The following is a 12300-nucleotide window of genomic DNA, read 5'->3' on the forward strand; positions in this document are numbered from 1 at the left end:
GCGCACAGGAGCGTGGTCAGCAGGCGAATGATCAATGCGAGCACCGTGCACGACAAGTTCCTGTCTCCTGGTCCCTCTCGGCGAGGCCATTGATCAGGTCCGTCCGTCCCTGAGTCTGCACGCCTCATCACATGCGCATTCAAGATCAAACCATGGTCTCCGCAGTTGGACCTGTCTGCACGTGGGGGGAGCTTTGTCCAACACATCCCAGGAGATCAAGATCGATGAACGTTTCAAAGGCGTGTCGAGCCATCGTCGCAAGCACGGCGGCACTGCTGGCCACGTTGGCACACGCCCAGGGTGTCAGCTCACGCGAGATCGTCCTCGGCCAATCGGTCTACCTCACCGGTGCGCTGGCGGAACTGGGGAATGACTTCACGAACGGCGCGAACGCCTACTTCAGCAAGGTCAACGCATCGGGCGGCGTCCATGGCCGAAAGATTCGCGTGATCACCATGGACGATGCCTACGATCCGAAGAAGGCATTGGCCAACGTGGACGAACTGGAACGGCAGGGCGCATTCGCGCTGTTCCAGTTTGCAGGAACGGGCACGGTGCACGAGGTTTCAACCGTCGCGGCGTCTCGGCAAATTCCGCTTGTAGCCGCCGTGGCCACCGGCCCTCGGCTGCGCGCAGCACACAACCCCTACACCTGGTACGTGCGGGCCGGAAACACCGAAGAACTGGAAGCAATCATCGATCACCTCGCGACGATCGGACACAAGCGCGTGGCCACCGTCTACGTCGACTCGCCGTACGGACTGGAAGCGTACGAGGCCATGCAATCGATCATCGCCAGGAAGAGCGGCAGCTTCGAGGCTGGCCGCTTGGTCGCTGCGGTAGCGATGAAGACCAATGGGGACGGTGCCGAAGCGGCGGCGACGCAGTTGCGAGATGCCGCTCCGCAAGCGGTCGTCATGATCACCGTCCCGGCGTCCAGCAAGGCGTTCATCTCGGCCGCCAAGCGGGCGGGCCTGCGCTCGACGCTGTACTCGCTCAGCGCCGGGCTTCCAGTGGGAGCCCTGCGAGAGCTGGGCGGTGAGGCCCACGGCGTGATCGTCAGCCAGGTCATGCCCAGCGCCAACCGGGCAGCGATCCCCGTGGTGCGGGAGTACCAGCAAGCCTACCTCGGCGCGGGTTTCGACAAGTTCACCAGCGCCTCCCTGGAAGGCTACATCAATGCCAAGGTCATGGTCGAAGCACTCACGCGGGCGGGCAGGAACTTGACACGAGCCGGCCTGGTTCAGGCGCTCGACTCGATGAGCAGCTACGACATGGGCGGCTACAAGGTCCGCTTCTCCAACACCGCACACGGTGGAAGCCGCGCCGTCGAACTGACCATCATCGGCAGTGGCGGCGGACAGTTCATCTACTGACTCGCACCAATACCATCATGAAGCGAAAACACATCCGCAGGGCATGCGCAGCCGCCCTTCTTGGCGCGCTGGCACTCGGGGCACGTGCGCAGGAACCCGTCTTGTATGTCTATTCCACGATCGACGCGCTTCTCGCCGGCGCGTACGACGGAGACCTGACCGTCCGGCAACTGGCGACCAAGGGCAACTTCGGACTGGGAACATACAACCACCTGCATGGCGAGATGGTGCTGCTGGATGGCACGATGCATCACGTCAAGGCCGATGGCACGGTGACGGTCGCCGACCCGGGCGAGCGCGTGCCCTTGGCCTATGTGGTTCCCTTCCTGCCGACAGACACGTTCGTGGTCGAGTCACCGGCATCAGCCAGGCCCTTGGCGGAACTGGAAGCTTCCATCGACGCACGACTGCCGAACAAGAACCTGTTCTACGCGGTCAGAGTCTCCGGCGCGTTCACCAACGTCTCGACGCGTGCGATCGCTCCCCAGGTGCGGCCGTACCGCCCGCTGGCCGAGGTCGCCAAGGAACAGGTGGTGTTCAAGCGCGCGGAGGTTACTGGCTCGTTGGTTGGTTTTCGGAGCCCCGCGTTCTCGAAAGGCATCTCGGTGCCGGGTTGGCACTGGCACTTCATCTCTGATGGCAAGGACTATGGCGGCCATGTGCTCGCCGGAAGCCTGGTCCGCGGGGTCGTGACGGTCGCATCCGTCCGGAAGTTCGATGTGCAACTGCCGGCGAATGACGACTTTGCCAATGCCGACCAGACCAAGGACCGCTCCGTAGAACTCCACCAAGTGGAGAGTGGCAAGCGCTGACTCCGTCAGCATCAAGGTCCGGGACATCTGCCGTGGCGACCAGGTGGCAACTCGCGCCGTGGTAGCGCAACACAAGAACCAGCGACCAGCGCAGTTCGAAATCACGCAGGCGACCCGCGAAGCCGTACAGAAGTGATCAAGCAAGCGAGCCTGGCCGGCGTCAACCATCTTGTCCGCCGCCGGCGGCCAAGGCAAATTGTCGTGCATATGTCGCAGCAACCGGTGTCGAAGCGAGGGAGGCGCTGCCCATAATTCCTGGGATGAACAATGCGTCCAGCGAGAGAAGCAGATGAGAAGCAACGCCATCGGGAAACGTGGGCCCGGCGTGGCGGCAGTGGTCGCAACATGGGCGACGGTATTGCTGGTCAGCGGGTGCGCCGTACCCATCCGCCCGTCGGATCTGCCGGTGCCGGCGAAGGTCACCTGCCTGCAGTTGGCGACACCGTTGGAGTCCACCGAAACGCGTGGCCTTCTGAGCATCGTCTGGATCACCCGCCTGGAGCGAGGTCCCTACGTCGCAGAGCGCGAAGACGACGAGGGAACCTATTTCCGGGCACCACCGGGAGGGATTTCCGTCACTGCGCCTGCCGAAGCGAAGAGGATGCCGTTGGCCTACCGGAGCGTCGCGGACGGTGGTTTCTGGATCCCGCGCGATCCGTCGAAGCTGCCGCGTGTGTACAGGTACCTCTCGGCCGAATCCGCGGCTGTCACAGTGCCTCCGGCGAGTGCGCATTGCGCGACGTCGACCTACACCCGCGACCCCGTCACGCAAGACCTCCGCCTGATGGATTTTGCGGCAGGAGGCGCTGTGGCCGGGGCGACAGGGGCCGTCGTGGCCCGGAGCATGGGACTTGGTGCTCCGAGCGGCATGAGCTACGGGCAGTCGGCCGCGGTGGGCGCGGTAGGGGGAGCCATCGGAGGCCTCATCGTGGCATCACTCATCAACATGGACATGGGCAAGATCACGTTTGATTCGACGACCCTCGAGGGGCCGTTTGTCGACGCGCTGCGGCGCGCCGCGCAAGACCCCATTACGCTCGACGACATCAGCCCTCGCCGCCAAGACTAGCGGCATCTGCTGTCGACGGCCAGCCATGCGGCATCGATTCGGATTACCGCAGCAGCGCTCACCTTGCCTCCGCGCAACGCTGCGGTGGTCCGCCCCTCGCGCGTGGCCACCTGGTGGCCCAGCGCGTCGTAGTACACGAACGATTCGGCACCGTCCGGCTTGTGCTCGGACGTGAGCTGGTTGTTGGCGTTGTAGGTGTAGGTGGTGTTCCAGCCCCCGTAGCGGGGGTCGGACACCGACACCACGTTGCCCCAGCGGTCGGTCGTCTGCGCGATGGCTGGGCGCACGGCGGTATTGCTGCCCGAACCCGGCTCGCTCGATCCACCGATCGTGATGACACCGGTGCGCGTGGTGGCCGGGCCTTGCCACGCATACCAGAGGCTCGACGTGCGCTGGTACTCGCAGGTGCCCGGTGGCAGCGCGCTGGACGGGTAGCGCAGCGTGTCGCCATAGCGCACCGGCATGCCCGGGATGGTGGTCCATGCATCGTTGGAGCCGACCACCCGTACCACCAGGCTCATCGCCGCGCCACCGTCGGCAGGCGCGGCCACTTCCACGGCATTCGTGGTGGCGTCAGGAGCGCCATCGCTGACCAACTGCCAGACCCCGGCACTGTCCGGGGGCAGCTGGCTTCCTCAGGGCGAAGCACCTGCCTTCAGGATTGCCCAGTATGTCGGGGGTTTTGATGGGTCAGGCAAGACGCAAGACTTGACCCCGGCTCCCCCGCCAGCGGCGTGCTGCTCGACGCCAAGAACAAGAAGACGCTCGACGGCGACGGCGATGGCGTGGGTGACCTCGACGGCAAGCGCGTGACCGGCACGTCGCGGGGCCAGGTGACCGGCTACGTCGAATACAGCGTGCCCTCGTTGCCGCTGGTGGTCACCGGTGGCGGCCGCTACGTCAGCGCGCGGTTCCACGACAACCAGAACCGCTACACCCTGCCCGCCTACGCGCTGATGGACCTCGGTGCCCGCTACACCACCCGCATCGGCGGCACCGACACCACGTTCCGCTTCAACATCGACAACGTNTTACACCCTGCCCGCCTACGCGCTGATGGACCTCGGTGCCCGCTACACCACCCGCATCGGCGGCACCGACACCACGTTCCGCTTCAACATCGACAACGTGGCCGACAAGGCCTACTGGCTCGGCAGCGACGAGCGCCTGATCCAAGGCGCACCGCGCACCTACAAGCTGAGCGCCCAGGCGAAGTTCTGACGGTCGCACTGCCCCCCGAAGTCCCCCGAAAGGCCCCCGGTGTTGCAAGGCACCGGGGGCCTTCTCGATCAGGTGTCGATGACGATCGGCTCTGGAACTCACCGCAAGCGGTCTACCACCTGCGGCCTTGCGCACGCAGGTGAAGTTCGAGCTCTACATCAACGAACTGAACGCGAGGTCGGTCGACTGGAAGCCCTGACGCATGGATGCCGCGCTGGCGATGCCCGACGTCGGCGCGTTGAAGCCCGCCATCGCGCTGACCAGTCCTTGCACCTGGGCGTCCGGTGACGAGGTCGTGTTCGACTTTCAGGCTCTGGAATCTGCGTTCAAGACGGTCATTGAGACTTGGATGTTCCGGCCCACGGCGTTGTTCCAAATGTCCATGCGGGCGGCCGGCGCTTCAGCGGGCCCACGTGCGACGATAGAAAGACTCTGATGCATTGCCGAGTAGTTCCGCGGTTCGCGGCCCCCATTCTCGGCTCATCACAGCGCTTCCATACGCGTGGGTAAACGCGTCCGCGGCCCAGCCCCCGCTGATACCATACTGTTGGGCGTAAGCCGCGGCTTGCGCTCTCATTTCGGCCATAGTGGTCGGCATGACAATTACCTTTGTTTAAGTGTGATCCCAGTTCCGAATGGGTAGCCTGAAAGTGAAGCTCTGGTCAGAATTGCGTCTTCATAGGTTACGCACTTTTCTACGGGCGTCTGAAACGCGACTTGGTGAGAATCAATAACCATCTTCTTCACCGAATTACGTGACCCGAATATAATCTCCCACTCGCCTTCTGCATTCACTGGGTCTTGACGACCAAGATCCGCGTTGATTTCAGCAAGTGCCTCCACTAAGGACGAAGCACTAGAAATAGCTGCGACACCTCGTGCATAACCGGTAAATAGCCCCTCGAACGGTCCGCGTACGCACACCAATACCCAGCCTTCAGCGCGGGATCCGTCCGGCAACAGGTCCTTCGCGCTCAAATATTTCAGCGGATCGCCCCCGTCTAGGACGCTTTTCATCATCCTCTCGGTTGGAGTTAACCAATAGCGACTGACCAGGATACTTCCTGGCAAGAGGAAAAAGAGTCCTGCCAGAAGCAGCGCGATGATTGGCTTCATACTTTTTTTCCACGTTTTGAGCCAACGCGGTTATATGGGGTTAAAAGAGTTGCGCCGCGCTTCTCGACGATCTCTGCATCGGGCTCACTCTCGCCACCGTCGTCGCATCTGCCGTTCCGTACCGCATGAACTGAAGCGCTTCCAGCTTGCTGGCGGAGATCTGGCCGACGTCGACGAAACCGATGTCCTGTTGCCCACCACCTTGGCTGAGATACGTGCGTCCGCACCCTCAGCACCCGGGCGGGGGCTCATCGCTCCCCAAGGCTCTCGTCCATCGTCTCGTGCATTGGCCGCAGCAGGTAGTCGATCACCCGCCGCCGCCCCGTCTTGATCTCTGCCGTTATGTTCATCCCCGGCCCGAGCCCAAGCGTTCTTCCAAGGCCATCGAGAGCCGAATATGAGCGAAGAGCGCTTTCAACGACAATCCCAGCGGCCAATTGGGCCGCAAGTTTTTCAATGACTGAGAAAAACAGGTACTTCGACTGATAAAGGGCAGGGCCATTGATCGCGACTGATCGAACGAAAAGCCCCATGAAAATCAGCAACCAAAAGAACACGCTTCTTCCAACATCAGTTCGGACCAGTGCTCATAGTTTGCTGTTGCCATTAGATTAGGTGTACCTGGATCAACGGTTGTTGGTTGGGGAGGCGGTGGCGGGCTTTTCTGCCTTCGGAGCAGGCGTCATTTCGGGGTCGAGCAGACCTCGCACCAACTGACGAATGTCGCGATCACCTTCGATGAGAATGCTGGGATTGCAAACTGGGACTTGGCCATATGGAGGCCGTGTACAAGGCTCGCCGACGCTTGCGAGCGCGAGTGACTTGTCCCAGCGATAGAAAACAATGAAGTTCCCCTGCATTACTATCGAGCCCCCCGACGGAACAAAGAAAACTCCTCCGACCGGTGTGCGATAGAAGTCCGAATCAACCTTCAGGCTGACAAAGGCATCGATTCCCTCGTTGCGAGGCGTGGCCAGACTCATGCTGATCTCGGCACTGCAATATGTCCAGTGCGCCCCTCGCCGACAAGTGGACTCATGTGGCCGGAAGTCGTCTCGCATGTCGAGCATGTGATCCGGCGTGGCGGCAATATCAAACAGTCTCAGGTTCCGCATCTGCTCGGGCTTGCGATCCATCGGGCCGGCCAATTGCAGCGCGGCCACCCGCAAGGGCGCAGTTTTGCAAGCCTGCCTTGGAATGCTTTGAGACGGGGCTCTCGAAAGCAGAGCGCGGGGGCTGACAAGCCACCGATCGGGGTCTACCCGAACCAAGTGCTCGCCGATTTCGAAATACAAGTCACCACCGCTGGCGCAGCCCACGCTGATATCCATGGACTTGTCAATCGGTCGGGCGAGGGTGGACTGATTTGCCTTGGAAGGCCACGTCTCTGCCGCGTGAACTGTCATCACACCAGACGTCAAGCCCAGCGCACCAGAGCAGAGCGCAATGCGCGACACGTCAGCAACGACCGTCCACAACGAGCATGCGCGTTGTGTTCTCGGTTTCTTTTCCAACTTTGGGGGTTGGGGAAAAATGCCCATGCACCCGTTAATATCGACGTATTTTCGTGTAGTTGCTGAAGGCGAACGCATGAGAGTGGGATCAAGGCGATCGCTAGGCAAAGTTGCTTGCCCATATGGACATAAGTTAGCTATCTCTTCTGCTCCCAGGGAACGCTTTCATAATGGAAATATGTGCGAAACGCTCGCAAATAGAGACCGACGGCAACTCATTGCGTCGCCGCCTCCGCACTGTGCCGACGTCGTCTGGCTTGGCTAAAAACTTATCACCTCTCACAGGCAATTCTCTCTTGTAACAAGTGTTCGTATCGCATCAATCCAGCCGACTGAGTATATTTCGCCGCGTCTGCCTTGGCCCGAGCGCGCATCCGCAAATGCTCATTGGTATCGCGCAACATGTCCAAGACATTCCGCTCCAGTGCCAGTGGTTCGAAGAAGTCCACGAGCCGCCCGTTCTGCCCATTCCGGATCACTTCCCTCACCGGCGCAGTATCGGAACCCACGATCGGCACCCCACACGCCATCGCCTCCATCAGCGACCAACTCAACACGAACGGATAGGTGAGATACACATGTGCCGCCGACACCTGCAAGACCCGCAGGAACTGCGGGTAGGGCACCCGCCCCAGGAAGTGCGTGCGAGCGGCATCGAGCTTGACTTCGCGCAGCATCTGCTCGCGCCAGTTCGCTGCATCCGTTGGGCGCTTGCCGTAGCTGACGTCATTGCCTCCGACGATCAGTGCATGGCAGGTCGGGTGGGCTGCCTGGATCTTCTCCAGCGCCCGCATGAACACATGAAACCCTCGATATGGCTCCAGGTTCCGGGCGACGTAGGTAATGACAGGGTCTCCAGCCTTCAACGTCACCCCGGTCGGCGTCGTGAACGTGGCGTTCGCGTCCGGCCCCAGCCGCTCGGTGTCGATGCCTTCGTGCTGCGCCGTGATCTTGGGCTGGAAGATTTCCGGATGCCGGCTGCGCTGCCAGTATGTCGGGCTGATCGCTGCGTCGCAGTTGGTCAGGTTCAGCGTGTGCAACGCATTCCACGTGCGGATGCGCGCCCGATTGTCGAACGTCAGCGGAAACTCCGGATCGAACCCGAGGTCCGCGCCCTCCGCGCTGTAGTACCACTCGCACAGGTGCACCAGCCGCGCGTCGGGGAACACGTCCTTCGCATACAGCGTCTCGCCCCACCCGGGATGGGCCAGGATCGCATCCGGGGTGAAGCCTCCTTGTTTCAAGCGCAGCAGCACCCGCGCCACCGCCTGGCCGTGTAGCGTTGCGGCCTCCATCTGGCGCAGGTAGGGGTGCTGCTTGTCCGCGCCCTTGCGGGCCAGCCGGTATCGGATGAGCTTGTCGAAGCCGGGCAGCCCCGGCGCGCTCTCGCGCCCGATGCCTCGCACGTCCCACCCTGGCCGCTGCGCCCAGGCCTTGACCATGTGGCCGAACTGGCCGGGGAAGTTCTGGTGAATCACCAACAGCCGCATCAACGCTCTCCCAAACTCTCGTCAATCGCCTTGCGCGCCGGGCTGAACAGGTAGTCGATCACCCGCCGTTTGCCAGTCTTGATCTCGGCCGTGACGTTCATGCCCGGGCTGAGCGCGATTCGCTTGCCATCAACGAGAATGCTGCTCTGTTCGAGGTGCAGGACAGCCGGAAAGATCGCCCCCCGCTTCTCGTCATTCACCGCATCCGCCACCACGCTCTTCACCCGCGCGTCGATCGTCCCGTACCGCGTGAACGGAAACGTCTCGAGCTTGATCGTGGCCACCTGCCCGGCGTTGACGAAGCCGATGTCCTTGTTGTCGACGACCACTTCGGCGGTGACCTGCGCATCCGTCGGCACGATGACCATCAGCACCTGGGCCGGTGTCACCACCCCACCCTCGGTATGAACGGCCACCTGCTGAACGGTGCCGGCCACCGGGGCCGCGAGCTGGGTCAGCCGGGCGCGCTGGTCGGTCTTGCTGTGCTCCTGGGCCAGTTGCTCGCGCCGTGACATGGCCTGGGCCTGCCGGTCGCGCAGGGTGCGCTCGATCTCGGCCTGCTGGGCCTGGCGCCCGCTGTCGCTTTCGGCCAGGGCCGCCCGTGCTTCGGCCAGGCGGGCCCGTGCCGTGGCCAGGTCGCGCTCCTGCTCCACCCGTTCGCGCTCCCGGTCCTGCCCCGCATGGTCCGACACGAACCCCTCCTGGCGCAGCCGCTTGAAATCGGCCTCGCGCTGGCGCGCGATGGGCAAGGTGGCTTCGAGCTTCGCCACCGTCTCGCCCGCGGTGACGATCTCGGCCTGGCGGCGCACCTGCTCGGCCGACCAGCGGGCGATCTTGCCGTTGATGTCGCGCCACTCGGCTTGCATCTGGGCCAGGTCGCGTGCGGTGGTGTCCTTGTCGCGCGGCAGTTCAGGCGCACGTCGGCTGCTCAACGCCGCGAGCAGCGCCGTGGTGCGAAGCTCCTCCGACCGCATGGCGCTCAGCTGCTCCTGCACGCTGGCACCGTCGGCGCTGGCGTTGGTGGCGTCCAGCTCCACCAGCACCTGCCCCGCCTGCACGACGTCGCCGTCCTTCACGAGCACCCGCTTGACCACGCCGGCTTCCAGCGGCTGCAGCAGCTTCGTGCGTTCGCTGACGATGATGCGGCCCGAGGCCACGGCGACGATGTCGATCTTGCCCACGCAGGCCCACACGAGCGCGATGGCAAACAGCGCGCAAAGCGCCCACGCCAGGCGCCCCGGGGTGGGGTGCGCGGGGGTTTCCTGCAGGCTCAGCGCCGCCGGCAGGAACGCCGTTTCGTCGCTCAGGCGCCGCGGGCCCACCAGGTCGGCGCGCGCTGCCCAGGCCGCCTGGAAGACGTCGCGATATCGCGCGAACAGCTCGATGGCCGGGTGCCGCGGCGGCAATGCCTTCGCCTCGGTTGCCTGCGTCATGTGGCGGCCCCTCCGGCCTGCATGGCCCACAGGTGGGCGTAGAGCCCCTTCGGTTGGGCGAGCAATTCGTCGTGGGTTCCTTGTTCGACGATGCGCCCCTTGTCCATCGCCACGATGCGGTGCGCTTGGCGAACCGAACTCAGGCGGTGGGCAATGATGATCACGGTGCGGCCCTTGCAGATGCCGGCCATGTTGCGTTGGAGGATGGCCTCGCTTTCGTAGTCGAGCGCACTGGTGGCCTCGTCGAGGATCAGCACGCGCGGGTTCGTGAACAGCGCGCGGGCGATGGCGATGCGCTGGCGTTGGCCACCGCTCAGCCCGCTGCCCTGCTCGCCCACCACGGTGTCGTACCCCTCGGGCAGTTCGCTGATGAAGTCGTGCGCGCCGGCCAGCCGGGCCGCATGCATCACCGCCTCGATGGGGGCAGCCGGGTCGGTGATGGCGATGTTCTCTCGCACGCTGCGGTTGAACAGCAGGTTCTCCTGCAGCACCACGCCGATCTGCCGGCGCAACTGCGCCGCGTCGATCAGGCTGATGTCGATGCCGTCCACCAGCACACGCCCCTGCTCCGGCGAATACAGCCGCTGCACGAGCTTGGTCAGCGTGCTCTTGCCCGAACCTGAACGGCCCACGATGCCGATCACCTCGCCCGCGCGGATGTCGAGCCCGAGTGAATGCAGCACGGGCGGTGCTTCCGGGCGGTAGCGGAACGTCACCTGGTCGAACTGGATGTGGCCCTTGAGCGGTGGCAGCTGCGCGGCGGCCGTGGGCGGCACCTCGGTGCGGGTGTTCAGGATGTCGCCCAGGCGGGCCATCGAGATGCCGGTCTGCTGGAAGTCGGTCCACATCTGCGCGATGCGCATGATGGGCTGGGCCACCCGTTGCGCGAACATGTTGAACGCCACGAACTCGCCCACGCTGAGCTTCTGGTCCATCACCAGGTGGGCGCCGTACCAGAGGGTGGCCGCACCCACGAGCTTGCCGATCAGGTTGATGCCTTCGTGCCCGTAGCTCGCGAGCGTCTGGGTGCGAAAGCTCGCCGACACGTAGGCGGCCAGCTGGTCGTCCCAGCGCTTGGCGATGGCCGGCTCCAGCGCACTGGCCTTGACGGTCTGGATGCCGGTGACCGACTCCACCAGCAGCGCCTGGTTCTCGGCGCCGCGCGCGAACTTCTCGTTGAGCCGCGCCCGCAGCACCGGCACCAGCGTGAGGCTCAGGATGATGTACAGCGGCAGGCTCAGCAGCACGATCAGCGTGAGCGGCACGCTGTAGAACAGCATCACCGCCACGAACACGGTGGAAAACAGCAGGTCGAGCACCAGCGTCAGCGCGTTGCCGGTGAGGAACCCGCGGATGTTCTCCAGCTCGCGCACCCGCGCCACCGAGTCGCCCACGCGGCGGGCCTGGAAGTAGGCCAGCGGCAGCCGCAGCAGGTGGCGGAAGAGCCGCGCCCCCAACTCCACGTCGATGCGGCTCGTGGTGTGGCTGAAGATGTAGGTGCGCAGCGTGGTGAGCACGCTCTCGAACAACACGACCACCACCAGCCCGATCACCAGCACGTCGAGCGTGGACACGCCCCGGTGCACCAGCACCTTGTCCATCACCACCTGGAAGAACAGCGGGCTGATGAGCGCGAACAGCTGCAGGAAGAGCGACACGAGCAGCACCTGGCCGAACAACTGCCGGTACTTCACGAGGCTCGGGATGAACCAGCTGAAATCGAACTTGGCCAACGTGCCGGCCAGCGAGGCGCGGCTCGTGACCAGGATCAGCTGGCCGGTCCACTGCGACACGAACACGTCCAACGGTTCGATGACCGGCCGGCCGCCCTGCAGTTGGCCGCTCGGGTCCTGCATCAGCACCCGCTGGCCGTCGGACTGGGCCAGCACCACCACGAGGCCGTCCTTCATCAGCGCCAGCGCCGGCAGCGGGGCCAGGCCCAGGCGGTCGGCGGACGTGCGGCTGAGCTTGGCCTTCAGGCCCAGGTGGCGAGCGGCGAGCAGCAGGTCTTGTGGCGTGGGCTGGTGGCTGGGGGGCCAACCCATCTGGTGGGCCACGTGGGCCGGGTCGGCCGCGATGTGGTGCAGCCTGGCCACGACACAAAGGGCTTGGAGCCCCGCCCCGGCCTCACCGTGCCCCGCGGGCACGGGTGCGGCTTCCGGGCCCGTTCCGGGCTCGGTCAGTGATTGACTCGACACGTCCTGCGCTCCCCGCCTGTTCCTGGCTTTTGTGCGCGCATTCTGCCCGAGCCGGGCCCGTCAAGGCATCA

At 64.1% G+C, this 12300-nt stretch carries 12 protein-coding genes and 1 pseudogene; 6 read left to right on the forward strand and 7 right to left on the reverse strand.

Going from position 1 to position 12300, the window contains the following annotated elements:
* Window positions 1-131 precede the first annotated feature (131 nt).
* The 4 genes and pseudogenes from ASC87_RS03485 (at window position 132) to ASC87_RS03495 (ending at window position 3257) form a co-directional block, all read left to right on the forward strand.
* Window positions 132-1376: an ABC transporter substrate-binding protein gene (locus ASC87_RS03485; RefSeq protein WP_082568355.1), complete on the forward strand. Its 1245-nt coding sequence runs from the start codon at window positions 132-134 to the stop codon at window positions 1374-1376.
* Between the two features lie 101 nt (window positions 1377-1477).
* Window positions 1478-2188, forward strand: a complete 711-nt coding sequence (gene budA, locus ASC87_RS03490) for an acetolactate decarboxylase (RefSeq protein WP_056656731.1) — start codon at window positions 1478-1480, stop codon at window positions 2186-2188.
* 4 nt (window positions 2189-2192) lie between these two features.
* Window positions 2193-2318: pseudogene (locus ASC87_RS32990) on the forward strand (integrase); the annotation flags it as partial.
* Window positions 2319-2477: 159 nt separating this feature from the next.
* On the forward strand, window positions 2478-3257 hold the full coding sequence (locus tag ASC87_RS03495; protein WP_056656734.1) for a hypothetical protein: 780 nt from the start codon (window positions 2478-2480) through the stop codon (window positions 3255-3257).
* On the opposite strand, the gene ASC87_RS03500 is transcribed toward ASC87_RS03495, so the two are convergent.
* A complete protein-coding gene (locus tag ASC87_RS03500) occupies window positions 3254-3808 on the reverse strand; it encodes an RHS repeat domain-containing protein (protein ID WP_235582035.1) in 555 nt (184 codons plus the stop codon). The two genes, ASC87_RS03495 and ASC87_RS03500, sit on opposite strands and share 4 nt — an antisense overlap.
* 183 nt (window positions 3809-3991) lie before the next feature.
* Between ASC87_RS03500 and ASC87_RS33660 the strand changes: the two genes are divergently transcribed.
* Both ASC87_RS33660 and ASC87_RS03505 read left to right on the forward strand, forming a co-directional pair.
* A partial coding sequence (locus ASC87_RS33660) for a TonB-dependent receptor domain-containing protein (RefSeq protein WP_369820730.1) occupies window positions 3992-4287 on the forward strand: 296 nt, incomplete at its 3' end.
* A gap of 393 nt (window positions 4288-4680) precedes the next feature.
* On the forward strand, window positions 4681-4914 hold the full coding sequence (locus tag ASC87_RS03505) for a hypothetical protein (RefSeq protein WP_056656740.1): 234 nt from the start codon (window positions 4681-4683) through the stop codon (window positions 4912-4914).
* A gap of 167 nt (window positions 4915-5081) precedes the next feature.
* Here ASC87_RS03505 and ASC87_RS31545 read toward each other — a convergent pair whose 3' ends face one another.
* The 6 genes from ASC87_RS31545 to ASC87_RS03525 form a co-directional block, all read right to left on the reverse strand.
* Window positions 5082-5594, reverse strand: coding sequence for a hypothetical protein (locus ASC87_RS31545; protein WP_157603820.1), 513 nt, complete (start codon window positions 5592-5594; stop codon window positions 5082-5084).
* A 248-nt stretch (window positions 5595-5842) separates the two neighbouring features.
* Window positions 5843-6151 (reverse strand): hypothetical protein, encoded by a 309-nt coding sequence (locus ASC87_RS33575; RefSeq protein ID WP_056656743.1) that lies wholly within the window; start codon window positions 6149-6151, stop codon window positions 5843-5845.
* Between the two features lie 69 nt (window positions 6152-6220).
* A complete protein-coding gene (locus ASC87_RS31550) occupies window positions 6221-7135 on the reverse strand; it encodes a hypothetical protein (RefSeq protein WP_235582036.1) in 915 nt (304 codons plus the stop codon).
* A gap of 245 nt (window positions 7136-7380) precedes the next feature.
* Window positions 7381-8598, reverse strand: a complete 1218-nt coding sequence (locus ASC87_RS03515; RefSeq protein ID WP_056656746.1) for a glycosyltransferase family 4 protein — start codon at window positions 8596-8598, stop codon at window positions 7381-7383.
* The gene (locus ASC87_RS03520; RefSeq protein WP_056656749.1) at window positions 8598-10031 is read right to left on the reverse strand and encodes an HlyD family type I secretion periplasmic adaptor subunit; all 1434 of its coding nucleotides are present in this window, start codon (window positions 10029-10031) and stop codon (window positions 8598-8600) included. The genes ASC87_RS03515 and ASC87_RS03520 overlap by 1 nt, the downstream gene beginning before the upstream one ends.
* A complete protein-coding gene (locus ASC87_RS03525) occupies window positions 10028-12229 on the reverse strand; it encodes a type I secretion system permease/ATPase (RefSeq protein ID WP_369820731.1) in 2202 nt (733 codons plus the stop codon). The genes ASC87_RS03520 and ASC87_RS03525 overlap by 4 nt, the downstream gene beginning before the upstream one ends.
* Window positions 12230-12300: the final 71 nt, after the last annotated feature.

Source organism: Rhizobacter sp. Root1221, from assembly GCF_001425785.1.
In the GTDB taxonomy this organism is placed as follows: Bacteria; Pseudomonadota; Gammaproteobacteria; order Burkholderiales; family Burkholderiaceae_C; genus Rhizobacter.

Excerpts from the sequence above, each read along its gene's own strand:
- ASC87_RS03515 (WP_056656746.1), bottom strand. The coding sequence starts at position 8,598 with ATGCGGCTGTTGGTGATTCACCAGAACTTCCCCGGCCAGTTCGGCCAC.
- ASC87_RS03485 (WP_082568355.1), top strand. The coding sequence starts at position 132 with ATGCGCATTCAAGATCAAACCATGGTCTCCGCAGTTGGACCTGTCTGC.
- ASC87_RS03520 (WP_056656749.1), bottom strand. The coding sequence starts at position 10,031 with ATGACGCAGGCAACCGAGGCGAAGGCATTGCCGCCGCGGCACCCGGCC.
- ASC87_RS03505 (WP_056656740.1), top strand. The coding sequence starts at position 4,681 with ATGGATGCCGCGCTGGCGATGCCCGACGTCGGCGCGTTGAAGCCCGCC.
- ASC87_RS31550 (WP_235582036.1), bottom strand. The coding sequence starts at position 7,135 with ATGGGCATTTTTCCCCAACCCCCAAAGTTGGAAAAGAAACCGAGAACA.
- ASC87_RS31545 (WP_157603820.1), bottom strand. The coding sequence starts at position 5,594 with ATGAAGCCAATCATCGCGCTGCTTCTGGCAGGACTCTTTTTCCTCTTG.
- ASC87_RS03495 (WP_056656734.1), top strand. The coding sequence starts at position 2,478 with ATGAGAAGCAACGCCATCGGGAAACGTGGGCCCGGCGTGGCGGCAGTG.